A 22,628-nucleotide genomic window follows, 5' to 3' on the forward strand; every position below is an offset into this window, starting at 1 on the left:
CGGCACAATGAAATCCGCGCTGCGGCTGGCCTTAGCCGCCGGCCTGATGGTCAGCCTCTCGGCGCTGTCTGCGGCGGCCTTTGATACCAAGGCGCGCGCGGCCTATGTGCTGGATGCGGGCACCGACACGGTGCTTTTGTCCAAGAACGCCGATGTGCCCTTGCCGCCGGCCTCCATGTCCAAGCTGATGACGCTTTATGTGGCGTTTGAAGCGCTGCGCGACGGACGGCTGACGCTGGACGAGCGGCTGCCGGTCAGCGAGCACGCGATGAGCTACAAGGGCTCCACCATGTTCCTGGACACCCAGGACCGGGTGCGGGTGGAGGACCTCTTGCGCGGCATTATCGTGCTGTCGGGCAATGATGCCTGCGCGGTGATTGCCGAGGCGCTGAGCCCGGACGGCACCGAGGCCGGCTTTGCCCGTTACATGACCAAGCGCGGCCAGGACATGGGCATGACCGCCTCGACATTCGCCAATTCCAACGGCTGGCCTGCGGCCGGGCACCGGATGTCGGTGCATGATCTGGCCATCCTGGCGGAGCGGCTGATCGAGGATTTCCCCGAGTATTACCCGCTGTTTGCCGAGACCCATTTCGAATTCGACGGCCGTGCGCCCTCCAACACCCGCAACCGCAACCCGCTGTTGAAGCTGGGGATCGGTGCCGACGGGCTGAAGACCGGCCATACCGAGGAAGCAGGCTATGGCCTGGTTGGCTCCGCCAAACAGGGGGACCGGCGGGTGATCTTCGTGGTGTCCGGCCTGGCCAGCGAACGCGGCCGGGCAGAGGAGGCAGAAGCCCTCGTTAACTGGTCGTTTCGCCAATTTACCAAGAAAACCGTTGCCAAAGAGGGCGTCGCCATCGCCGAGGCCGAAATATGGCGGGGCGCGGCACGATCGGTAGGGCTGGTGCCTGCCAAGGATCTTGAAATCCTGCTGCCGTCGCTGTCGGCCAAGACCATCCAGGGCGAAGTTGTCTATAACGGCCCGATCGAGGCGCCGGTGGCCAAGGGCCAGCGCCTGGCGGAACTGGTTTTGCAGCCCGAAGAGCTGCCCGAGGTGCGGCTGCCGCTGGTGGCCGAGAATGACGTGCCTGCGGGCGGATTTGTGGTGCGCGTGAAGACTGCCGCGCAGGTGCTGATCAAGCAGTTCCTCACCGGTCCCGAGGGGGCGCTGTGACGGCTGGCACCAAGCCCGGCCTGTTCATCACCTTTGAAGGCATCGACGGGTCCGGAAAGTCAACACAGTGCCGCCTGCTGGCGGAGGCCTTGCGTGACGCGGGCCGCGATGTGGTCTTGACGCGCGAGCCCGGCGGCTCGCCCGGGGCGGAGGAAATCCGCCGCCTGGTGCTGGAGGGCGACCCCGACCGCTGGTCTGCCGAGACGGAGCTTTTGCTGTTCATGGCGGCACGCCGCGACCACCTGGAGCGCACCATCGAGCCGGCCCTGGCCGCGGGCAAAGTGGTGATCTGCGACCGCTTTGCCGACAGCACCCGGATGTATCAGGGCCTGTCGCGCGGCGATCTGCGTGCGGCCGTTGACCAGATGCACAAGCTGATGATCACCCGGGAGCCGGATCTGACGCTGCTCATTGACATGGACCCGGCCGAGGGGCTGGCCCGCGCCAAGGGGCGGCAGGGCAAGGAAGAACGCTTCGAGGATTTCGGCGTCGGGCTGCAGGAGAAGATGCGGGCTGGCTTTCTGGCGTTGGCGCAGGAGTTTTCCTCCCGTTTCCGGGTGGTTGACGGCGCCCGGCCGCTGGAACAGGTTGCTGCGGATGTGCGCAAGCTGGCGGATGAGGCCCTGGAGGGTTCCGGTTCATGAGCAATGACGAAGAGCTGCCGCGGGCCGACCAGGCCGAGGGTGCGCCGCACCCGCGCGAAACCCTGCGGCTCATTGGCCAGGAGGCCGCCGAGCAGGATTTCCTGACCGCCTACACCTCCGACCGGCTGCACCACGGCTGGCTGCTGACCGGCCCGCAAGGGGTCGGCAAGGCCACGCTGGCCTGGCGGATTGCCCGCTTCCTGCTGGCCACGCCGCCAGCTGAGGACGGGCTGTTCGGCGCCCCGCCGCCGCCGGACACGCTGGACATTGATCCCGAACACCCGGTCTCCCATCGCATCCAGGCGCTGGCGGAGCCGGGTCTGGCGCCGATCACCCGCTCTTATGACGACAAGGGCAAGCTGCGCAGCCAGATCGTGGTGGATGACGTCCGCAAGCTGAACCGGTTCTTTGGCCTCTCGGCCACCGACGGCGGCCGCCGGGTGGTGATTGTGGATGCGGCCGACGACATGAACGTGAGCGCGGCCAACGCCCTGCTGAAAATGCTGGAGGAGCCCCCTGCCCGCACCACGATCCTGCTGATCTCGCACCAGCCCTCTCGCCTGCTGCCCACCATCCGCTCGCGCTGCCGCACCCTGCGGCTGGGGCCGCTGCCGGCTGCGGACATGGAGGCTGCCTTGGCGCAGTCCGGGGTGGCGCTGCCGGAGAACATGGAAAACCTGGCAGCGCTTGCGGGCGGTTCGGTCGGGGCGGCGCTGCGGCTGATCAATCTGGGCGGGCTCAGGATCTATGCCGAACTGGTGCAGATCCTCGATTCCATGCCGCGGCTGGACCGTCAGCGCGCCATGGCCCTGGCCGAGGCGGCTGCCCAGCGCGGTGCGGCTGAGAAATTCGAGCTGCTGCTGTCGCTGACCGAGATGGCGCTGGCCCGGCTGGCGCGCACCGGCGCCACCGGTGCACCGCCAGCGCCGGAAGCGGCACCGCAGGAGGCGGCGATGCTGCAGCGCCTGTCGCCCGATCCCCGCAAAGGCCGGGCCTGGGCCGACCTGGCTGCGGAAGTGACAGCGCGGGCGCGCCACGGGCAGGCGGTGAACCTTGACCCCGCCGCCCTTGTCCTAGATACGGTTTTCAAGATGCAGGAAACCGCGTCGCGCTGAGGCTTTCCGGCGCGGCGCAAGCGGCACCAGAGGATTTATGACCGAGACGCCCCCCCAGATTACGGACAGCCATTGCCACCTGGACTTTCCGGACTTCGAAGGCCGCCTGGACGAGGTGATCGCCAGCGCAGCCGAGGCCGGCGTGACCCGCATGGTGACCATCTGCACCAAGATGAAGAACGAGCCTGCGGTGCGCGCCATTGCCGAAGCACACGCGCCGGTGTTCTACGCCGCGGGCACCCACCCGATGAGCGCCGCGGACGAACCCATGGTGACGGTGGATGAGCTGGTGGCGCTGGCCAAGCACCCCAAGTTTGTCGGCATCGGTGAAACCGGGCTGGACTATCACTATACCGCAGACAGCAAGGACGTGCAGCAGCAGTCCTTGCGCATCCATATCGCCGCCGCACGCGAAACCGGCCTGCCGCTGATCATCCATTCCCGCGCTGCCGATGACGACATGGCGCGCATCCTGGGCGATGAGATGAAGAACGGCGCCTATACTTGCGTGATGCACTGTTTCTCCTCCTCGGCAGAACTGGCGCGGGCAGCACTCGACCTCGGCTTTTACCTGTCGATGTCCGGCATTGCCGCCTTCCCCAAGAGCCAGGAGTTGCGTGACATCTTTGCCGCCGCACCAGTGGAGCGCATCCTGGTCGAGACCGACGCGCCTTATCTGGCGCCGCCGCCCTACCGCGGCAAGCGCAACGAGCCGGCCTATACCGCCTTTACCGCCAAAGTGGGCGCAGAGGTCTTTGGCATGGATTACGCGGCCTTCGCCGCCCGGACCCAGGCGAATTTCGACCGGCTGTTCTGGAAGGCCGCAGAACATGAGGCCGCCGCCTGATGGCTGAGATGCGCTTTACCATCCTTGGCTCCGGGTCCTCCGGCGGTGTGCCGCGCATTGGCGGCCATTGGGGCGACTGCGACCCCAAGAACCCGAAGAACCGCCGCCGCCGCTGTTCGATGCTGGTGGAGCGCGACGGGCCTGACGGCACCACCTCGGTGCTGATCGACACCACGCCGGACATGCGCAGCCAGCTGCTGGACGCAGAAGTCAGCCGGCTGGATGCGGTGGTCTACACCCATTCCCACGCCGATCACCTGCATGGCATCGACGATCTGCGCATGGTTTACTTCAACATGCGCCAGCGGATCCCGGTCTATGCGGACGGGCCGACCCAGAACGACCTCTTGAACCGGTTCGGCTATGCCTTTGCGCAGCCCGACGGCTCCCCCTACCCGCCGATCCTGGAGCTGAAGACCATTGATGGCCCCTTTTCCATCAGCGGCCCCGGCGGCGGCATCACCTTCCGTCCGTTCCAGGTCAACCACGGCGCCATCGACGCGCTGGGGTTCCGCATCGGCGGGCTGGCGTACCTGCCGGATGTGGCCCGGATCCCGGACAGCGCCCTGCCAGAGCTGCAAGACCTCGACATCTGGATCCTGGACGGGCTGCGCCGCACCCCGCACCCGACCCATTTCAGCTACCCCGAAGCCCTGGAGTGGTTCGAAAAGATGTCCCCCAAATGCGGCATCATCACCAACATGCATATCGACATGGACTACGCCACGGTCGAGGGCGAGACGCCGGACCACATCACACCTGCCTATGACGGCATGGTTATCCGGTATGAAATCTAGCGGTTCCAGCGCCTTCTTCTTTGCCCAAATACTCATGCCCCTTGCCCGGCAGGCGGCTTTGCCGCCGAGAGGGGAGGCGTCCCGGACTAACCGCACGGCACGCAGGTTCCAACGAGGCGGTGAATGTTCCAAAGCCTGATTGACGTCATCCTGCCGGTGTTTCTGGTCGTCGGTGCAGGCTACGCGGCAACCGCCCGCGGCGTCCTGAGCCAGACACATATCGAAGGGGTGATGAAATTTGCGCAGGGCTTTGCGATCCCCTGCCTGCTGTTCAAGGCGATGGCAGAGCTGGACCTGTCGGCAAGCTTTGACCCGCGGCTGCTGGCGAGCTTTTACACCGGTGCCTTCACCTGTTTCCTGATCGGCGTCTTCGGCGCCCGCATCCTGTTCAAGCGGGAGTGGGAGGATTGCGTGGCGATCGGCTTTTGCTGCTTGTTCTCCAACTCGGTGCTGCTGGGGCTGCCAATCACCGAGCGCGCCTTTGGCCCGGAGAACCTGACCGGCAACTATGCGATCATCGCCTTCCATTCGCCGTTCTGCTATGGCGTCGGCATCACCGTGATGGAATTTGTGCGCAACCGCGGCGCGGGCGGGGTTAAGACCGCGATCTCGGTTTTGAACGCGATGTTCCGCAATGTGCTGATCCTGGGGATTGCGCTGGGATTTGCGGTGAACCTCTCCGGGCTGGCGATCCCGCTGGTGGTGGATGAGGCGCTGTCGCTTCTCATCCGGGCCGCCCTGCCCGGGGCGCTGTTTGCACTTGGCGGCGTGCTGGTGAAGTACCGCCCCGAAGGCGATTTGCGGGCGATCCTGTTTGTCTGCTTCACCTCGCTGATGATCCACCCGGCGATTGTCTGGACGCTGGGCTCGGCACTGGCGCTGCCGCAGGACCTGTTCCGCTCCGGCGTGCTGAATGCAGCGATGGCGACCGGGTTCAACGGCTATATCTTTGCTAATATGTACGGGCGGGCAAAACGGGTGGCGGCATCCTCAGTGCTGATTGCCACCGCGGCCAGCATCCTGACTGTATGGTTCTGGCTGCTGGTGCTGAGCTGATCAGAAAAAGGTCAGCAGGCCTGCCCAAATGTTTCGCGCGCGAAACATTCGGACAATAAGGCTGACCTTATCCTTCAGATTTCATTAGCAATTTTCCACCAAATGGTTACTGCCGTCAAAACCGGGGATCATCCAGCTCCAGCGGAAATCCTTTGGGCAGCAGACCCGCCTGAAACCAGTTGATGAAGGAATGGATCGAGAACACCGGCAGCCCGGTGGCCTTCCTCACATCGCGGGCATAGGGCACCATATTTGTACATTCCAGCACGATGGCGCCCAGATCCGGTATGTCCGCCACCATCGCGCGGGCGGCGTCGATCATGTCCAGGCGGCAGGCTTCGAAATCAATCTCTGCGGCATCACCCAGGATGTCGCGGGTAAAAGCGCGGAGGCCGTCGGTGCCGGCAATGGGCGTATCCGGCGCAACACCTGCGGCAACAAGGTGGGCGGGTGTCAGGGTGGCCTTGGAGATCGTCAGGATGCCGCAGCGCTTGCCTGCGGGCAGCAGGTTCTGCACCATCGGCACCTGCATCAGCGACGACGTGGCCACCGGCACGCCCAGCGCTTGTTTCACCTCGTCCTGGATCAGCGCCAGAAAGCCGCAGTTGGTGGTGATGCCGTCAGCCCCCATGGCGACCAGATCGCGCCCCGCTTCAACAAACAGGTCGATCAGCTCCTTGGGGTTGCCACGCACGACGTTCTCAGGATTTGCCCCGCGCACCACCTTGTAATGCACCGGAAAGTCCCAGGTCATCGCATTGCCCATATCGCCATGGATACGGGGAAAGCGGGTTTCCAGCATCAGGATGCCAACTGCCGCGCCAAAGACCGTCTTGCCGCCATGTTCCATGTGAATCCCCTATTCGTCCGGCACGTAAAGCTGGGAAAAGGCGATGCGGACGGCTTCCGTCGCCTCCTCCCGGCGTTTTTCGATATGGCTGCGCATGGCTGATGTGGCGGCGTCCGCGTTGCGGGCTGCGATGCCTTCGACAATCTGGCGGTGGGCCGAGATGTCGCCCGGCGCCTTGCCCCCTGCCCGGTCGCGCATGCGCTTGAGGTCTATGAGGCGGATATAGCGGATCCGGCCGTTGAGATTGTTGAGGATCCGCTGCAGCTCGCTGTTGCCCGAAAGCTGCGCCAGCCGGGCGTGGAAGCTTTCGTCCATCGCCAAGAGCGCCTCCGGGTCGGTGGCGCTTTGGTACTCCGGCTCCATCCGGTTGAGGTAATCCGCCAGCGCGGCGATGTCCTCATCCGAGGCGCGGGTGCAGGCCAGCCGCACGGCCTCGCATTCCACCGCTACCCGGGCCTCGTAGAGGTCCATGATGTAGCTGGGCGTGAGCGGGCGGCAGAAGAAACCGCGGTTGTTCTGGAAGGTCAGGAACCCCTCGGCCACCAGCCGGTTCAGCGCCTCACGCAGCGGCGTGCGGCTGGCGCCCAGCACCTCGGACAGGGCGCTTTCGTTGATCCGCTGATCCGGCTTGAAGGCAAAATCCGCCGCCATCCGGCGCAGTGCCTCATACACCCTATCCACATTGCTTTCGCGTTTGGCCATGGTTCCGCCATTCGTTCAATCCAAGGCGCAGACTAGGGGAGGCTCCAGCCTTGCGCAACATTGAATTCGAAACTGCATACAATTACTTCGGACCGCTGAGGGCAGCGCCTGACCTTGGGTGGGCGCGATAGCGCCTTCCCAGGGGGAAGGTCAGGCGCTGCCCGGCCTATCGGCCGGGCGTGGCATTTCTGCAGGTCAGACGTCACCCACCGTGTAAGGCGCTAGCTCCTGCTTCAAGAGCGCCAGGAACTCCTGCCCTACCGCCGACAGCGGCCGCGACTTAGAGGTGACCACCGCCATCTCCATCATGATCCGCGGCCGGAAGGGGCGGGAGACAAAACCGCCGCCGGCTTCGAAGTCCAGCACAAAGGGATCGAGGATCGAGACCCCCATCCCCTCCTGCACAAAGCTGAGGAGGTTCTTGAACAGATGCGAATGCACCCGGGTTTTCAGCGGCACACCCGCCTGCTGGAACACCTCGCGGGTGCGACGGTGGGTCATGTGCTCAGGCCCCATGACGATGAAGGGCACACCGTCCAGCAGCTCCGGCGTCAGTACCTCATGTTCGGCCAAGGCGCTGTCCGCCGGGATGGCCAGCCGGGTTTCGACGTTGATCGGATGCACCTCCAGCCCGTCGTGAATGAGGGGCATTTCGCAGATGCCGATCTCAAACAAGCCGGAGATCACCCATTCCTGGATCTTCAGCGAATACTGCGCCTGGAAGGAGATCGACAGATCGGGCCGGGTGCGGGCAAAGCGGGCGATCAGCGCGGGCATGAAGCCGAAGGACATGGAGTGCTGCGAGGCGACTTGCAGCTGCCCTGCCTGCTTGTTCTGGAGATCAGTCACCGCCTGCGCCACATGGTCAAGGCCGCGCACCACGGTGTCGACCTCCTGAAACAGCACCCCGGCCTCGGGCGTCGGGATCAGCCGCCCCTTGCTGCGTTCGAACAGTTTCAGGCGGGTCTGGCGTTCCAACTGGTACAGCAGGTTTGAGATGCCGGGCTGGGAAATCCCCAGCTGCTCTGCCGCACCGGTGACGGTGCCGGTTTCGACAATCGCATGGAACGCCTGCAACTGGCGGAAGCGGAGGGACATCGGCAGCACATCATTTTTTATGATACTCTATCGAATTCTTTGTATTTGTAATGATGATTAAGTCAAGGCACCCTTCCGCCCGCACCTGGGAGGATATGAGACGTGCTGGAAGAAAAGATTGCCGGGATGGACCTGTGGCATCTCGCGCTGCCCGTGTTGTCGCGCCGCGACCATGGGATCGGCTCTGTTGAGGGCTCTTGCGAGGTAGTGATTGTCCGGTTGCGCGGCGAAAGCGGTGCCGAAGGATATGGCGAGGCCTCGACCTGGTCAGTGTTCACCGGCACGCCGGAGGCCAGCCTGGCGGCACTGGACCGCTACATCCGCCCGCTGGTGGAAGGCCGCCGGGTGGCGGACCGCGCGGCGATCATGGAGGACGCGGCCAAGGCGGTCGCCCATTGCACCGAGGCCAAGGCGGCGCTGGAAAGCGCGCTGCTGGACCTGACCGGACGGATCACCGGGGCGCCTGTCTGGGCGCTGCTGGGCGGCAAGTGCCGCGAAACCATCCCGCTCAGCTGTTCGATTGCCGATCCGGATTTTGACAAGGACATCGACCTCTTGCACCGGCTGCGCGCCGACAAGGTGGGGCTGATCAAGCTGAAGACCGGCTTCAAGGATCACGCCTTTGACGTCATGCGGCTGGAGCGGATCGCCAAGGACTTCCCCGAGTTCCGGGTGCGGGTGGACTATAACCAGGGCCTGAGCATCGAAGACGCGCCGGCGCAGGTGCGCGATGTGGCGGAGTTCAAGCCAGACTTCATCGAACAGCCGGTGCGGTTCCATCACTTTGCCATGATGGCCAAGCTGCGCGGAATGATCGACGTGCCGCTGTTGGCCGATGAAAGCGTCTTTGGCCCCGAGGACATGGTGCGTGCCGCACGTGAAGGCATCTGCGACGGTGTCTCGGTCAAGATCATGAAATCGGGCGGGCTGACCCGCGGCCAGACGGTGGCGCGGATTGCGGCGGCGAACGGGCTGTCGGCCTATGGCGGCGACATGTTCGAGGCAGGGCTGGCGCATCTTGCGGGCACCCACATGATTGCGGCCACGCCCGAGATCAAGCTGGGCTGCGAGTTCTACCAGGCAAGCTATTTCCTGAAGGAAGACATTCTGGAGACGCCGTTCCAGGTGGAGGACGGCCAGGTGGTGGTGCCGGACGGGCCGGGCCTGGGCATCAAGCCGGATGTGGAAAAGCTCGACCGCTATGCGGTCTCCAAGAAGGTCGCGGCATGAGCCAGCCTAAGAAAACCGTTGCCATCATCGGCGCCGGCATTGTCGGCGTCTCGGCAGCGATTGAACTGCAGCGCGACGGGCATCAGGTGATCCTGATCGACGGCAAGGGGCCGGGAGAAGGCACCAGCCACGGCAACGGTGGCATTCTGGCCTCCTGCTCTATCGTGCCGGTCACGGGACCGGGGCTGTGGAAGAAGGCGCCGAAGATGCTGCTGGATGCGAACCAGCCCTTGTTCATGCGCTGGGGGTATCTGCCCAAGCTGGCGCCCTGGCTGATGAAATACATGAGCCATGCCAATGCCGAGGATACCACGCGGATCGCCTCAGCCCTGGCGCCGGTGGTCGGGGATTCGCTGGCCGATCACCAGGCATTGGCCACGGGCACCGTGGCGGAGCGGCATTTGAAGCCCTCGGACTATCTGTTCATCTACAACGACCGGGCGCATTTCGGCGATGACGCCTTTGGCTGGGGGCTGCGCAAGAAACACGGCTTTGCCTGGGATGAGCTGGAGGGGGCCGATTTCCGCGATTATGACGGGATCTACGCCGAAGAATTCGGCTTTGCCGCCCGGCTGAAGGATCACGGGATTATTTCCGACCCGGGCCAGTATGTGAAGGATCTGGCGGCCCATGTCACTGCAAACGGCGGCCAGATGATCCAGGCCTTTGTGACCGATGTGGCGCGCGAGAACGGCAAGGTGACCGGCGTACGGGCGGGCGGCGAGACCATCGCTTGCGACGCGGTGGTGGTGGCCACGGGTGTCTGGTCTAAACCGCTGGCCGATAAACTGGGAATTTCCGTACCACTGGAAGCAGAACGCGGCTATCATCTTGAATTGTGGGAGCCTTCGGCGATGCCGAAAGCGCCTGTCATGGTGGCAGCAGCCAAATGCGTGGTGACCCCGATGGAAGGACGGATCCGGATTGCGGGCATTGTGGAATTCGGCGGGCTGGAGGCCGGGCCGTCGAAAGGGCCGCTGGAGCTGCTGCGCAAAAACGCGCGGCGCATCCTGCCGGGTGTCACCTGGAAGCACGAGGAAGAATGGCTGGGGTTCCGCCCGGCGCCTGCGGATTCCATTCCCGTGATCGGCGAGGTGCCGGGGCTGTCAGGTGCCTATGTCGGCTTTGGCCACCATCACATCGGCCTCACCGGCGGGCCGAAGACCGGGCGCCTCTTGGCGCAGATGATTTCGGGCCGCACCCCGAACATGGATATGAGCGCCTATGACCCGGCGCGCTATGCGATTTGAACTTGAACCAGTGCCCCATAAGGGGCCGTGACTAAACACAGGGAGAAGACCATGAAGAAACTGACCAAACTGCTGGCCGCCACCGCGCTGACCGCGGCTGCCGCCCTGCCCGCTGCGGCCGAGGTCTGGGACATGCCGATGGCCTATTCGGCCTCCAACTTCCACTCCGCCACCGGCGCGGAGTTTGCCGAATGCGTGACCACCGGCACCGGCGGCGAGATTGAGATCAAGACCCATCCGTCGGGCTCCTTGTTCAAGGGCGCCGACATCAAGCGCGCCATCCAGACCGGCCAGGCGCCGATCGGCGAGCGGCTGCTGTCCGGCCACCAGAACGAAAACGCACTGTTCGGCTTTGACTCGATCCCGTTCCTGGCGACCTCGTTCGATGACAGCGACAAGCTGTGGAAAGCCGCCAAGCCGGCGCTGGAAAAACTGCTGGCCGAGCAGAACCTAACCCTGCTTTACGCTGTTCCGTGGCCGCCGCAGGGCCTCTATTTCAAGAACGAGGTGAACTCGGTCGCCGAGATGAAGGGCATCAAGTTCCGCTCCTACAACAACGCCACCTCGCGCCTGGCCGAGCTGACCGGCATGCTGCCGGTGACCATCGAGGCGGCTGAGATCAGCCAGGCCTTTGCCACCGGTGTTGCGGATTCGATGGTGTCGTCCGGCTCCACCGGCTATGACCGCAAGGTCTGGGAAAGCCTGAATTATTTCTACGAAGTGGACGCCTGGCTGCCGCGCAACTACGTGATGGTGAACTCCGACGTCTGGAGCGGCACCTCGGACGCCAACAAGAACGTGATCCAGGGCTGCGCCAAGCTGGCGGAGTATGCGGGCAACTGGCGTGCCAAGGAATACACCGGCTTTACCCTGCAGGGCCTGCGTGACGGCGGCATGACCGTCGGGCCGGCATCTGAACAGATGACAAATGAGCTGAAGGAAATCGGCGTCACCATGACGAACGAATGGCTGGAAGCCGCCGGTGACGAGGGCAAGGCCATCGTCGACGCCTTCCACGCCGAATAATCACTTTGCATGATACGGGCGGCGCGGCAGGTGCCGCCCGTATTCTCATAAAAATATGCCGATGGGGATGATATGACTGTGCTCAGGGGGCTGCGCTCCGGACTGGATTTTCTCTACCTTGCGGCGGGGGTGCTGGCCGCCCTCTGCCTGATTGCCATTCTGGGGCTGATCGTGGTCCAGATGCTGGCCCGCTGGACCGGAGAGGTCTTTCCCGGCGCGCCGGATTACGCGGGCTACGCGATGGCCGCGGCCTCCTTCCTGGCCTTTGCCAACGCACTGAACCGCGGCAGCCATATCCGGGTATCGATCCTGCTCAATGCCGTGCCCGAACGCTTGCGCCGGGTGCTGGAGATCTGGTGCTTTGGCATCGGCACCGCGGTGATGTGGTACTTCTGCTATTACGCCTACCGCTTTGTCTACTGGAGCTGGAAGTTCCATGACGTGAGCCAGGGCCAGGACCGCACGCCGTTGTGGATGCCGCAGAGCGCGATGCTGATCGGCGCGGTCATTCTGGCCATCGCTCTCACTGACCATCTGATCCATGTGATTTTCCGCGGCGATCACCGCATCACCACGGATCTGGCTGACCAGAGCCACGCGGAGTAAGCCCCATGGAAAATATATCCGTCATCATTCTGTTTCTCTTTGTGCTGTTCACCCTTCTGGGCACCGGCGTCTGGGTTGGCCTGGCGCTGATGGGCGTGGCCTGGGTCGGTATGGAGCTGTTCACCACCCGCCCCGTCGGCGACGTCATGCTGACCACGATCTGGTCGGCCTCCTCCAGCTGGACCCTGACGGCGCTGCCGATGTTTATCTGGATGGGCGAAATCCTCTATAGGACCCGATTATCGGAGGACATGTTCAAAGGCCTCAGCCCCTGGATGGCGCCGCTGCCCGGCGGACTGGTGCATACCAATATCGTCGGCTGCACAGTCTTTGCCGCGGTCTCTGGCTCCTCTGCCGCAACCCTGACCACCGTCGGCAAGATGTCGATCCCGGAACTCCGCAAGCGCAACTATCCGGAGCGGATGGTGATCGGCACCCTGACTGGCGCGGCCACCCTGGGCCTGATGATCCCGCCGTCGCTGACGCTGATCGTTTATGGTGTCACCATCAATGAATTGATCACCAAACTGTTCTTTGCCGGCATCCTGCCCGGCCTGGTGCTGGCGGCGATGTTCATGGGCTACGTGGCGATCTATTCCAAGGTGGGCAAGGACTGGAACCCGGATCAGGAGAGCAAGCTGACCTTTGCGCAGAAGATCCACAACTCCCGCTTCCTGGCGCCGGTGATTGCACTGATCATCGTGGTGATCGGGTCGATGTACCTCGGCTTTGCAACGGCAACAGAGGCCGCCGCATTCGGCGTCATCGGCTCGCTGCTGCTGGCGCTGGGACAAGGCTCGCTGAACTGGAAGACCTTCACCGAGAGCCTGATGGGCGCCACCCGCACCAGCGCGATGATTGCCCTGATCCTGGCAGGCGCGGCCTTCCTCTCGCTGTCGATGGGCTTTACCGGCCTGCCGCGCGGGCTGGCGGATCTGATTGCCGGCTGGGAGCTCACGCGCATCGAACTCCTGATGGTGCTGCTGGTGTTCTACATCGTGCTGGGCTGCTTCCTCGACGGCATCTCTTCGGTGGTGCTGACCATGGCGGTGGTGGAGCCGATGATCCGCCAGGCAGGCATTGACCTCATTTGGTTCGGCATCTTCATCGTGGTGGTTGTCGAGATGGCGCAGATCACCCCTCCGATCGGCTTCAACCTGTTTGTGATGCAGGGCATGACCCACCATGAGATGAGCTATATCGCCCGCGCCGCGATCCCGATGTTCCTGATCATGGTGCTGATGGTGTTTGTGCTGATCGCCTTCCCGGAGCTGGCGACCTACCTGCCCAACAACCTCAGGCCCGGGCCGGTCTAGAGGCATGTTGCGCGCGCTCGCCTTTGCCGCCCGGCACGGGCGGGCCGCCTTGGTCCTGGGGCTTCTGGCCGGGCTGTTGCTGCCCGGTCTCGCCGCTGCCCTCCAGCCCTGGCTGCCGGAAATGGTGGCCGGGCTTTTGTTCTTGAATGCCTACCGGATCGGCTTCCGCAAAGCCGCGGGCGGACTGGCGGACGGGATCGGCTCACTCAAGGCCATTGCCCTGCTGCAAATGGGCCTGCCGCTCTTGGCGCTGGCAGCAGCCTCGCTGCTCGGGGTGGCGCAAACGCCCGCCGCGGTGGCGCTGATCCTGATGCTGAGCGCCCCTTCGGTGACCGGCAGCCCAAATATCACCGCCCTGATGGGGCATGCGCCGGAACCTGCCTTCCGCCTCTTGATCCTCGGCACTGCATTGATGCCGCTGACGGTGATCCCGGTGTTCCTGCTGGCCCCCAGTCTCGGCGATCTGGGGGAGGTGCTGCGGGCCGCCGGGCGGCTGATCGGCGTGATCGGCCTCACTGTCGCGGCCGCCTTTCTGCTGCGCCGCCTGACCCTGCCCCGCCTGAGCGAGGAACAAGGGAAGGCCATCGACGGGCTGACCGTGATCGCGCTGGCGGTGATCGTGGTGGGATTGATGGCCGCGCTTGGCCCTGCACTGCACGCGGACCCAGCGCTGGTTCTGCAATGGCTGGGCTTTGCGCTGGCCGCCAACCTGGGCCTGCAAATGCTGACCTTTGCTGTGGTGCGCCGCCGGGCGGGCAGCGGCGCCGTGCCTGTCTCCGTTGTGGCCGGCAACCGGAACTTCGCTCTTTTCCTGATCGCCCTGCCCGCAGCCACGACCGATCCGCTGCTGATTTTCCTCGGCTGCTACCAGATCCCGATGTATCTGACCGCCATCCTGATGCAGCGGTTCTATGGCCGGCCCGCACACCCGGCCTAGGCCCGCCAGCCCCCCCTTGCCAGCCCCCTGCCGGCCCGTCTTCAGGACAGGAAGGTCACTCCCGGCATATGCCGGATCAGGCTGACGTCCTGATGATAGATTTCCGTCATCTCATCCACCAGGTCCTGCGACCAGCCCGGCAGGTCGATTTCCTCCTCCACCGCCTCTTCCGAGTGGAAGTAGCTCAGGAACAGCCCGCGCACCCGCTCGCGCTGGTCCTCGCTCAGCCCCGGGCGGCTCTCCAAATAGGCTTCCAGCCGCGCGTGGCCGGAATTGGACATGATGCCGCGGCTGATATCCAGCTCGCCGCTGAACCTGAAACCATCGCCCAGCCCGGTCACCTGGCCCAGGACGCTGGGCCAGATCACCGGCGTTTCCTCGTTGCACCAGACGGTCAGCGCGCAGCCCGGGTTGCTGTTGAGAATATCCTCAGCGACATGGGACCAGCGCAGGCTTCGGAAATCGGTGTTTGCCGTGAATTCGGCCCAGGTCTTGCCGGACTGCGACTTGAACACCGGCCCGATCAGGGTTGCGGGATTGCGCAGCCCCAGAAAGAACCCGCAAGGATTGCCGGGAAACAGGTTGCGCAGCGCGGCGGCGTTCTTGCCCGCATTGCGGAACAGCCGCCCCTTGCTCAGCATCCAGCCCGGCACCCCCATGAAGCCGGAGTTGGTCAGGATGATGCGGGACACCGGGTTGCCTTTGACCAGGCTCGCCAGCAGCGCCTCGCGCTCCTCCTCCGGCACAAACTCCTGGTCCTGCCTGCGCAGCATCTGGCTGACCGCCTTCACATAGGTGCCGGGGCGGCGGATCATGACGCCGCGCTCCAACAGGCGCTGCGCATCCTTGCGCAGCGACCAGGTCAGCTGGCCGTTGTCGGTATTGGGCGCCCCTAGGTGCAGGGCGAGGGTAATGTCCCGCATGCTGGCATTTGCCTGGTTCATCTTATCGCCCGGCCTTTTCCCGTCTCGTTGCCGCAGCCCGCGCGCGGCCTGCACCCGCCCGGTTCACAGCCGCGCCATCATGCGGCGGAAGAACCGGTCGTCCCGCTGCCGCAAAATATAGCTGCAGACCTGTTTCGCAAGGCGCGGATGGCCGCGGTCCAGCGCCAGATTGGCCAGTTCCCGCTGAAACCGGGGGAAGCTGTGCCGCCTGCGCAGCAGCTGGTGGAACCGGTGCGGAGTCAGATTGCCGGCGATTGCACCGCGGGCAATCTCCTGCAGGATGCCCATCTGCTGCAAGGACGATCCCAGCCGGTGGCCCAGCAGCGGGCAGCGCCAGAGGGTCACGTTGGGACCGGTGAACCGGGCCGCATGGGCCGCATCCGGCGCCACATAGGGGTCATACATGATATGCACATCGCCTGCGCCCTGGCTGGCCAGCGCGGCATCGCCAAAGGGGCCGGAGAAGTCCCTGCCCCAGACCTTCTTGTAGCGCATCTCCCAGGGCACCAGGGTCTTGTCCAGCGTCGACTGCGGGCTGATTGCAAAGACCGTCGATCCCGGCGCCGCCGCCGCAAAGGCCGCTGCCGCGTAACCGCCCATCGAAGCGCCGTAAAAGACCACCCGCTTGAACTGCGCAAAAAAGCCGCTGTCGCGCAGCTCTTCGAACTTGGCCGAAACCTCCGGGTGGCGGAACCAGGTCCAGCCGTTGGCCATGACCCCCAGCATCGACCAGCCCTGCGCCTCGATGAAGCTGAAGCCCCAGGGCCGCCGGTCATCCCGCTTGGTCATGGCAATGTCGAGATTGTCGAAGGTCACCACCAGCGTGTCGCCGCGCGGCATGAACAGGAAGGAATGCTCTTCCAATTCGTCAAAGAACCCTTCCTTGCCCGCCAGACGGGCTGCGATCCCGGACCATTCTCCAGACGGCTGCAGGTCTTCCTGCGGCTCGACCGAGAGGATGGCGAGCCCGTTGCTGTCACCTGCGGGCTTTGCCAGCGTGTTGCAGCTGCCATAGGCCTTGAGGAACGGGTAGGCCCCCGACCCTTTGCGGATTTCGATCACCAGGCGGCTGAGCGGGTGCAGGGCCTTATCCAGCACCGGCTTGAAATTCTGGATCTTGTGACGGGCGCCAAAGCTGTTCAGCGCCAGGATCACATCATAGCTGCCGAGCCCGTCCTGTGTGTCCACGGTTGTGGCCGCATCCGGGTCCACGCCGCCGCGCGCCAGCCGGGCGCGCCAGTCCTGCAGCTGCTGCGCATCGGGCGCCACCGGCTGGCCCTTGCGGTCCAGGCTGACAAAATCGACGCTGCAGCCATAGCGCTGATGCAGCAGGATCGCCAGTTCGGGGGCCTGGCCGTTGACATCGGCAATGGTGCGGACGTCGTCCACATCCAGCGCCGGGAGAACCGGTTTGAAATCAAAATCTTCGCTCAGCATGCCGTTTCAACTGCCCCCAAGGAACGCGCCGGCACCGGACCGGTGCAATGCGGAGCGCCCGCTGGCGGCATCCCCTTGCCATTGGTTTACCCCAAAAGGGTTAAGGATCCGGTCACCAGCGCTCTGCCTGCCGGTGGTCACGCCTCCAGCCCGGCCCGGGTCAGAACGGTGGAGTACTTGCCGTGTTTGGCCAGCACCTCGACAGCGCCGAAACTTTTCATCGCCGGGATGCCGCCGGATCCCTTGCGGATATCCAGGACGATGCCGCCGCCTTTGCTGATCTGATTGCGGAACAGCTCCTGATAGGTGTCCACCGGGTAATGAAAGCCGCAGGAGGCCAGGCTGATGACCAGATCGAAACTGCCCAGCGCCGCGGTGTCGTCCGTCTTGGGGTTGACGGTGGTGATTTTCTCCGGCGGCACGCCGTTTTTCTCCAGAAAGGCCCGGGCGGTGTCCAGGCTGGTGTAGCCTGCACCCTCGCCCTGGAACCCGAAGTGGCGGCCGTTGCTTTCTTCGATATCGATCAGGACGATGCCGCAGCCGTAGCGGCGGTGCAGCAGCAGGCTGGCAAAGGCATAGCCGCAGCCGATGTCTGCAGCCCGTTTGGGGGCGATGGTGTCGGTGGAGGTCAGGAAGAAATCACACTCCCGCCCGGCAATCCGGATCGATTCCTGCAGGATATGGTCGCGCTGCGCCCGGGCATCTTCCAGCAGCGGGCCGGCGTCGCCTGCCGTCCAGTCCTTGATGACCTGGCCCGAGCTTGCCAGTTCCGAGCGCTGCAGCAGGATGTTGGCCACATCCTGGTCGGTGAACATGGAGAAATCCAGGGCGGCGGGATCAATGTGCACCGGTGTCTCCTCTTCCGGTTCCGGAGCCGGCTGCAGCAGATGCCGGGTTTTCTCAGGATCAATGCCGTGCTTGGCGAGCAACTCGTGCACATAGCAGCCCTCGGCCGGGACACCGCCGTATTTGGCCGCGATATTGCGGAACCGGCGGCCCCAGAAATGGATCGACAGCGTATCGCTGCGGATATGCTTGCGGGCCTGGTTCGGGCGGTTCGGGTTCAGCACCACGCCCGCATGTTTGAAGGGCACAGGGTAAATCACATGGCCGGGCCGCGAATGGGACACCTCGCCGGTTTCCTGCAGAAACCAGGTCAGCGCATCCGGCCCCCAGACCCCCCAGGGCAGGAGCGAGACATGCACGCCCTCCCCCTTGTCCTTCAGCGCCTGCAGCTCGGCCTGTTTCCCGGCGCTGTACCAGGGCGGAATGGGATATTCGTCGCTGGTGAAGCGCAGCATCGCCTTCAGCGTCTTGGAGGTCTTGGGCAGCCGCAGCACCCCATTGTTGACCATCGGCTTCTTGTCCGAGATCCAGCCGTGGAAGTGCTTGCCCTTGATGTCCCAGGGCTGGCAGCAATAGGCATCCGTGTCGGCCCAGACATAATCCGTCTGGCGCAGCATATGCAGGCGGAAGACATCCGCGTGATAGGCCGGGCTGCCGGTCCTGGCATGGCGGATGATGCGCTCTGACGGCAGGATGTCGTTGGCATCCGCCACCCGCACCCCGTCGGGCACGCCCTTGACCTCGTCATAGGTGAACAGGATCATCTCGTGGCCGTTGTCCACAAAGGACTTCAGGCAAAGCTGTTCCAGCCAGCTAAGCTCAGGCCCCACCCAAAGTGACGCGATGGCCGGAAGTGCCATGATTTCTGCCTCTCGATACCTGTCCGTGCAGCGGTTTGACCGCAGCTTTTGTTAAGGAATTTTAACCCGGCGCCCGGATTCCTGTCAATGTGCGCAGGCAGCGGGCGTCAATGTGTGGTCTCGCCGCGCTCCACCGTGAACCAGAAATCGCTGCCCGGCTCGTTTTCCGCGATCTCGTCCGGGATCACGCCGGGGCCGCTCAAGAAAACATTGGCGCCGAAATGCGCATGCATCCGCGACAGTTTGCACAGCTTGCCGCCGGTGAGTTCGCGGAACAGTTCGATCATGTCATCCCGCTCCTTCAGCTCCTCGATCTTCTCGCGGTGCTTGCGGCAGGAGAATTCATGCGCAGCGGCGATATCAGGATCCGCCAAGAGCCGCGCCATCTCCGCCTCCAGCGCCGGGATCATCCGCTGGATCGAGCGTTCCTCTTCGGCGTTGTTGTTCATGCGGAACCAGTAGGACAGGCCTTGGTCGCGGTCCACGTGGTTCACCCGGCCCCGGTCGCGTTTGACCAGGAAGCTTTCGGCGCTGCGCACCGCGTAGTGATTGAGCTGCACCAGGTCATAGCCGTAGGTGCTCATCGACGAACGCCAGCCGTTGCGGAACATTTCGCGCGGCATGTCCCGCCCTGAGCCGTTGACCCAGCGGATGTCCTCCCACAGCTGCGGCTTCAGCCCCTTGGGCCGGTGCACCCCCAGTTTCTTGAAGATGCCAGTATTGCGGAACAGGGTCTTGAAGCCCCAGGCCTGATGCGGCTTGCGCGTCACCTCAAAGGCGCAGCGGGTGAACTCGCGCAGGATCAGATCGCCGGTAAAGTCGCGCACATCGTTGTTGCCGAACAGCCGCCAGGTCATCGAGATCATGTTGGCCTCGCCCACCGCATCGAACAGATCCGGCAAACGGCCATCGCCGCATTTGATGTTGATGAACTCATCCACATCCATGCAGATCAGCCAGTCGGCACCGGTGATCACCGGCTCTTCCTCCGCGGCCTGCAGTGCCGCGTGCTGCGGTTTCAGATCAGTGCCGCGGAACGGGTTTTCCCGGTGCTGCACGATGCCTTTCTCCTGCAGCATTTGCAGCATGGTGTCGGTGCCATCGGTGCAGTCGTTGGTGTAGACCAGAAAATCATCCACCCCGATGGCCCGGTGATAGGCCAGCCACTCCAGAATGAACGGGCCTTCGTTCTTCATTGTGGTGACGATGGTGGTTTTGGGCTTGCCGGTGCTGCGGCGGACCGCCTGCTCCTCGGGAATGCGCACCGGCTTGGCCTGGAAATACCCCGTGGCCAGCGCCAGCAGCTCCGGCGTTTCCACCAGGCTGGTCTTCGGCACGATCTTGGAGACCGTGTCCGCCGGATGGCGCAGCGCCATGCAGCGGTAGAACCGGCAATCATCAGCCGGGTCCGGCTCAGCCCCCACCACCCGGATCAGCCGCCAAATGCTGTTTTCCTTGGTCTTCCCCGGCGCCAGGCACCAGCGCGGCCGCAAGCCCGCGGCATCAAACTGGGTGCAGATGTGGTCGCCGAAAGAGGCTTCGTCGCCATTGCGCACCCGCCAGGGGTAGGCCTGCACCCCGCCCAGCCGGATACAGCCGCTGGGTGCCTGCACGGCGCGGTCAAAGACGTTTGGCCCCTCGCCCGGTGCCAGCAGATCAAACAAATCGATATTGGCCACTGCCCGGGCGCGGTCCAGGAAACGGGCGCGCAAAATCTCGTAGATCAGAAACTCGCCCAGCGGCGCCCGCCAGGGATCCGCGGGCGGGATCTCCATCCGGTCCTTGCCCGGCGCCCCCGGCACGTTGAAAGGATGCGCCTCCTCCGGCAGCCCCTCCTTGCCAAGCGGCAGCTTGGCATGCACCACCACCAGCCGCTCCAGCCCCTCGATCCCCTCTGCCAGGTCCCGCAGCGCCTCGACATAGCGGCGGCTGTCCTGTGGCTGGGCACGGTCAAAGATGACAGCGCCCTGCATGCCATGCTGCTCGATGTGGAACCGCAGCCAGGCAGCGGTGATCTCTGGCGTCTCGCCGTTGCGGACTGCGGCCAGCACGTTGAGCCCGGCAAAGAGCTCAGTCTCGGCAGGGGTCAAGGCAGCCGTATAGCGTTCGCCGTGAACCGACACCGTCAAGCCATGGCCGGCCGCCTCGATTTCAGCCTCCAGAACAGGCGCGCCGCCGTAATTCTGCAGCACCGTCTTTCCGGCCGGAGACACTGCGGCAACGGCCTCCCGCGGAGTGCCGGATTTGAAAAACAGCCGGGCCAGCGCCCCGCCGGGACCTGGCACCGCCACCGCATCCAGCAGCACCTCCCCAGCCAGGGACAAAGCGCTGAGTTCGCGTTCAAGGATCAGGCCGGAACGGCTCCCGGAAGCTGGATTGCTTGCCATACTGCTGCGTCGCTTTTGGTGTCGTTGGCCCCAGTCTGCAAAACATCAAGGGCAGACCTGTTATAACCGGCCTGCAGGGCACCCGGAACCGGGAAACACCCGCCCCCGCCGCCAAAGCCCTTTACAGCTGATATTCCCGCAACAGCCTGCCACGCCGCGCCCATCCGGAATTGAGCACACGCCAGGTGCGTTCAGCAAAAGAAGTTTCCAGCTGCTTCCAGCCGCGCAGCCTCCGATACCTGGTCCTGCCCCCTGAAACCAGTCCGGAGTGAATGCGCATTTTTGGGTGCTTTTCTGGCAAGAGAGGCAGTGTACCGATGCCGAAGAAACAATTCAGCGACGAACAGATTGCCTTTGCTTTGAGGCAAGCGGAAGCCGGGACGAGGGTTGGAGAGATTTGCCGCAAGATGGGGGTCGCGGAAGCGACGTTCTATGTCCCGCCAATTTGCCGGATCGCATCCAGACGCGGCATTCCTTGCGCGGTCAGTATCTCAACCTGCCGCAACTTCGTGACAATCTCTTCTGGCTTTGGTCGCTTGTTGGCCATGCGTTTCCTCCGTTTTACTAAACATAGCGGAGGACCACTTCAGTGGGGGAAGACCACCGCCAAGCAAAACATTCATGTGGACTTCCCTCTGCGCGGGGCACTGAACTGCGCTTGCTGTGATCAGCCGATGACTTCCTGCTGGTCACGCAGCGGCATAGGCAAACGCTACCCCTACTATTGGTGCCAGACGCGCGATTGTTCGCAGTACCGGAAAAACATCCAGGCTGAGAAAGTGGACGCAGGCTTTGAAGCCCTACTCAAGAGCCTGACGCCATCGAAGAATCTGCTCTCCATCGTGACCTCCATGCTTTCGGATGCCTGGGATCAGCGCACCGCCCATAGCATTAGCGGTAAGGCACAGATCAAACGGGACATTGCACCGCTCGACAAACAGCAAGACTCACTTCTGGGAAAGCTAGTCGATGCGACCAATGCAAAGGTGGTGTCTGCCTATGAAGACAAGGTTGCTAAGTTGGAAGATGAGAAGCTGTTGCTGGCTGATAAACTCACTCAAAACAGCAAACCAAGATACACCAAGCGGGAAATTTTCGAACTTTTGAAGACCTTCCTCTCAAACCCTTGGAATGTATGGGAGAAAGGCAACCTGACCCTGCGCAAAATCGTGCTCAGAATGGCCTTCGTGTCACCATTGGCATACGACCGTGAAAACGGTTTTCGAACTCCGCAAGTGTCTGTAATATTTGATTTTTTATTGGATTTTACACTGAAATGTAAAATGGTGCGGTCGAGAAGACTCGAACTTCCACTCCGGTTAAGGAACAGCGACCTCAACGCTGCGCGTCTACCAATTCCGCCACGACCGCACTGTCTTAGGCTTGGTGTAGGGGCGTATAGACCAGCGCGGAAGTGATGTGAAGCCGAAAATCGCCATTTTCGAACAGAATGTTTGCGGCCCTCGCACGGCCCGTCTATGCGCCGGAAAACAGCCGGGTTTT

Annotated in this window: 19 protein-coding genes, 1 tRNA gene and 2 pseudogenes; 14 read left to right on the top strand and 8 right to left on the bottom strand. The window is 63.6% G+C overall.

Going from position 1 to position 22,628, the window contains the following annotated elements; all coding sequences use genetic code 11:
* Positions 1–7 precede the first annotated feature (7 nt).
* The 6 genes from ACXAEH_RS09615 (at position 8) to ACXAEH_RS09640 (ending at position 5,636) form a co-directional block, all read left to right on the top strand.
* The gene (locus ACXAEH_RS09615) at positions 8–1,177 is read left to right on the top strand and encodes a D-alanyl-D-alanine carboxypeptidase family protein (RefSeq protein WP_475032309.1); all 1,170 of its coding nucleotides are present in this window, start codon (positions 8–10) and stop codon (positions 1,175–1,177) included.
* Positions 1,174–1,821, top strand: coding sequence for a dTMP kinase (gene tmk / locus ACXAEH_RS09620; protein WP_475032311.1), 648 nt, complete (start codon positions 1,174–1,176; stop codon positions 1,819–1,821). Before ACXAEH_RS09615 ends, tmk begins: the two co-directional genes overlap by 4 nt.
* Positions 1,818–2,936 (top strand): DNA polymerase III subunit delta', encoded by a 1,119-nt coding sequence (locus tag ACXAEH_RS09625; RefSeq protein WP_475032313.1) that lies wholly within the window; start codon positions 1,818–1,820, stop codon positions 2,934–2,936. The genes tmk and ACXAEH_RS09625 overlap by 4 nt, the downstream gene beginning before the upstream one ends.
* Positions 2,937–2,973: 37 nt before the next feature.
* Complete coding sequence (locus tag ACXAEH_RS09630; RefSeq protein ID WP_475032315.1) at positions 2,974–3,783, top strand: TatD family hydrolase; 810 nt, start codon at positions 2,974–2,976, stop codon at positions 3,781–3,783.
* The gene (locus tag ACXAEH_RS09635; RefSeq protein ID WP_475032316.1) at positions 3,783–4,580 is read left to right on the top strand and encodes an MBL fold metallo-hydrolase; all 798 of its coding nucleotides are present in this window, start codon (positions 3,783–3,785) and stop codon (positions 4,578–4,580) included. The genes ACXAEH_RS09630 and ACXAEH_RS09635 overlap by 1 nt, the downstream gene beginning before the upstream one ends.
* Positions 4,581–4,703: 123 nt before the next feature.
* Positions 4,704–5,636 (top strand): AEC family transporter, encoded by a 933-nt coding sequence (locus ACXAEH_RS09640; RefSeq protein WP_475032317.1) that lies wholly within the window; start codon positions 4,704–4,706, stop codon positions 5,634–5,636.
* A gap of 115 nt (positions 5,637–5,751) precedes the next feature.
* Here the strand turns inward: ACXAEH_RS09640 and ACXAEH_RS09645 are convergent, their stop codons facing one another.
* The 3 genes from ACXAEH_RS09645 to ACXAEH_RS09655 all read right to left on the bottom strand — a co-directional run bounded on the left by ACXAEH_RS09645 (position 5,752) and on the right by ACXAEH_RS09655 (position 8,286).
* Positions 5,752–6,486 (bottom strand): aspartate/glutamate racemase family protein, encoded by a 735-nt coding sequence (locus ACXAEH_RS09645; protein ID WP_475032318.1) that lies wholly within the window; start codon positions 6,484–6,486, stop codon positions 5,752–5,754.
* A 9-nt stretch (positions 6,487–6,495) separates the two neighbouring features.
* Entirely contained in the window at positions 6,496–7,188 is a 693-nt protein-coding gene (locus tag ACXAEH_RS09650; RefSeq protein WP_475032320.1) for a GntR family transcriptional regulator, read from the bottom strand.
* 195 nt (positions 7,189–7,383) lie between these two features.
* Positions 7,384–8,286, bottom strand: a complete 903-nt coding sequence (locus ACXAEH_RS09655; RefSeq protein WP_475032321.1) for a LysR family transcriptional regulator — start codon at positions 8,284–8,286, stop codon at positions 7,384–7,386.
* 102 nt (positions 8,287–8,388) lie between these two features.
* Between ACXAEH_RS09655 and ACXAEH_RS09660 the strand changes: the two genes are divergently transcribed.
* The 6 genes from ACXAEH_RS09660 (at position 8,389) to ACXAEH_RS09685 (ending at position 14,651) form a co-directional block, all read left to right on the top strand.
* Positions 8,389–9,516, top strand: a complete 1,128-nt coding sequence (locus ACXAEH_RS09660) for an enolase C-terminal domain-like protein (RefSeq protein ID WP_475032323.1) — start codon at positions 8,389–8,391, stop codon at positions 9,514–9,516.
* Positions 9,513–10,766, top strand: coding sequence for an NAD(P)/FAD-dependent oxidoreductase (locus ACXAEH_RS09665; protein ID WP_475032324.1), 1,254 nt, complete (start codon positions 9,513–9,515; stop codon positions 10,764–10,766). The genes ACXAEH_RS09660 and ACXAEH_RS09665 overlap by 4 nt, the downstream gene beginning before the upstream one ends.
* A gap of 51 nt (positions 10,767–10,817) precedes the next feature.
* On the top strand, positions 10,818–11,792 hold the full coding sequence (locus ACXAEH_RS09670) for a TRAP transporter substrate-binding protein (protein ID WP_475032325.1): 975 nt from the start codon (positions 10,818–10,820) through the stop codon (positions 11,790–11,792).
* 72 nt (positions 11,793–11,864) lie between these two features.
* The gene (locus ACXAEH_RS09675; RefSeq protein WP_475032327.1) at positions 11,865–12,398 is read left to right on the top strand and encodes a TRAP transporter small permease; all 534 of its coding nucleotides are present in this window, start codon (positions 11,865–11,867) and stop codon (positions 12,396–12,398) included.
* Between the two features lie 5 nt (positions 12,399–12,403).
* The gene (locus tag ACXAEH_RS09680; RefSeq protein WP_475032328.1) at positions 12,404–13,714 is read left to right on the top strand and encodes a TRAP transporter large permease; all 1,311 of its coding nucleotides are present in this window, start codon (positions 12,404–12,406) and stop codon (positions 13,712–13,714) included.
* 4 nt (positions 13,715–13,718) lie between these two features.
* Positions 13,719–14,651, top strand: coding sequence for a hypothetical protein (locus ACXAEH_RS09685; RefSeq protein ID WP_475032329.1), 933 nt, complete (start codon positions 13,719–13,721; stop codon positions 14,649–14,651).
* 41 nt (positions 14,652–14,692) lie between these two features.
* On the opposite strand, the gene ACXAEH_RS09690 is transcribed toward ACXAEH_RS09685, so the two are convergent.
* The 4 genes from ACXAEH_RS09690 to ACXAEH_RS09705 form a co-directional block, all read right to left on the bottom strand.
* Entirely contained in the window at positions 14,693–15,595 is a 903-nt protein-coding gene (locus ACXAEH_RS09690; protein WP_475032331.1) for a hypothetical protein, read from the bottom strand.
* Positions 15,596–15,658: 63 nt separating this feature from the next.
* A complete protein-coding gene (locus tag ACXAEH_RS09695; RefSeq protein WP_475032332.1) occupies positions 15,659–17,032 on the bottom strand; it encodes a hypothetical protein in 1,374 nt (457 codons plus the stop codon).
* Positions 17,033–17,169: 137 nt separating this feature from the next.
* On the bottom strand, positions 17,170–18,738 hold the full coding sequence (locus tag ACXAEH_RS09700) for a class I SAM-dependent methyltransferase (RefSeq protein ID WP_475032333.1): 1,569 nt from the start codon (positions 18,736–18,738) through the stop codon (positions 17,170–17,172).
* 107 nt (positions 18,739–18,845) lie between these two features.
* Entirely contained in the window at positions 18,846–21,125 is a 2,280-nt protein-coding gene (locus ACXAEH_RS09705; protein WP_475032335.1) for a glycosyltransferase family 2 protein, read from the bottom strand.
* Between the two features lie 317 nt (positions 21,126–21,442).
* Here ACXAEH_RS09705 and ACXAEH_RS09710 point away from each other — a divergent pair.
* Both ACXAEH_RS09710 and ACXAEH_RS09715 read left to right on the top strand, forming a co-directional pair.
* Positions 21,443–21,559 (top strand): annotated as a pseudogene (locus ACXAEH_RS09710) (transposase); the annotation flags it as partial.
* A 111-nt stretch (positions 21,560–21,670) separates the two neighbouring features.
* A pseudogene (locus ACXAEH_RS09715) lies at positions 21,671–21,916 on the top strand (recombinase zinc ribbon domain-containing protein); the annotation flags it as partial.
* 493 nt (positions 21,917–22,409) lie between these two features.
* Here the strand turns inward: ACXAEH_RS09715 and ACXAEH_RS09720 are convergent.
* Positions 22,410–22,496: transfer RNA gene (locus ACXAEH_RS09720), tRNA-Leu, on the bottom strand.
* Positions 22,497–22,628: the final 132 nt, after the last annotated feature.

The sequence above is a fragment of the Leisingera sp. ABM4_060 genome (assembly GCF_056158765.1).

Bases quoted from the DNA above. Each gene is read 5' to 3' on its own strand.
- ACXAEH_RS09615 (WP_475032309.1), top strand. From the start codon at position 8: ATGAAATCCGCGCTGCGGCTGGCCTTAGCCGCCGGCCTGATGGTCAGC.
- ACXAEH_RS09625 (WP_475032313.1), top strand. From the start codon at position 1,818: ATGAGCAATGACGAAGAGCTGCCGCGGGCCGACCAGGCCGAGGGTGCG.
- ACXAEH_RS09630 (WP_475032315.1), top strand. From the start codon at position 2,974: ATGACCGAGACGCCCCCCCAGATTACGGACAGCCATTGCCACCTGGAC.
- ACXAEH_RS09635 (WP_475032316.1), top strand. From the start codon at position 3,783: ATGGCTGAGATGCGCTTTACCATCCTTGGCTCCGGGTCCTCCGGCGGT.
- ACXAEH_RS09640 (WP_475032317.1), top strand. From the start codon at position 4,704: ATGTTCCAAAGCCTGATTGACGTCATCCTGCCGGTGTTTCTGGTCGTC.
- ACXAEH_RS09645 (WP_475032318.1), bottom strand. From the start codon at position 6,486: ATGGAACATGGCGGCAAGACGGTCTTTGGCGCGGCAGTTGGCATCCTG.
- ACXAEH_RS09650 (WP_475032320.1), bottom strand. From the start codon at position 7,188: ATGGCCAAACGCGAAAGCAATGTGGATAGGGTGTATGAGGCACTGCGC.
- ACXAEH_RS09655 (WP_475032321.1), bottom strand. From the start codon at position 8,286: ATGTCCCTCCGCTTCCGCCAGTTGCAGGCGTTCCATGCGATTGTCGAA.
- ACXAEH_RS09665 (WP_475032324.1), top strand. From the start codon at position 9,513: ATGAGCCAGCCTAAGAAAACCGTTGCCATCATCGGCGCCGGCATTGTC.
- ACXAEH_RS09670 (WP_475032325.1), top strand. From the start codon at position 10,818: ATGAAGAAACTGACCAAACTGCTGGCCGCCACCGCGCTGACCGCGGCT.
- ACXAEH_RS09675 (WP_475032327.1), top strand. From the start codon at position 11,865: ATGACTGTGCTCAGGGGGCTGCGCTCCGGACTGGATTTTCTCTACCTT.
- ACXAEH_RS09680 (WP_475032328.1), top strand. From the start codon at position 12,404: ATGGAAAATATATCCGTCATCATTCTGTTTCTCTTTGTGCTGTTCACC.
- ACXAEH_RS09685 (WP_475032329.1), top strand. From the start codon at position 13,719: ATGTTGCGCGCGCTCGCCTTTGCCGCCCGGCACGGGCGGGCCGCCTTG.
- ACXAEH_RS09690 (WP_475032331.1), bottom strand. From the start codon at position 15,595: ATGAACCAGGCAAATGCCAGCATGCGGGACATTACCCTCGCCCTGCAC.
- ACXAEH_RS09695 (WP_475032332.1), bottom strand. From the start codon at position 17,032: ATGCTGAGCGAAGATTTTGATTTCAAACCGGTTCTCCCGGCGCTGGAT.
- ACXAEH_RS09700 (WP_475032333.1), bottom strand. From the start codon at position 18,738: ATGGCACTTCCGGCCATCGCGTCACTTTGGGTGGGGCCTGAGCTTAGC.
- ACXAEH_RS09705 (WP_475032335.1), bottom strand. From the start codon at position 21,125: ATGGCAAGCAATCCAGCTTCCGGGAGCCGTTCCGGCCTGATCCTTGAA.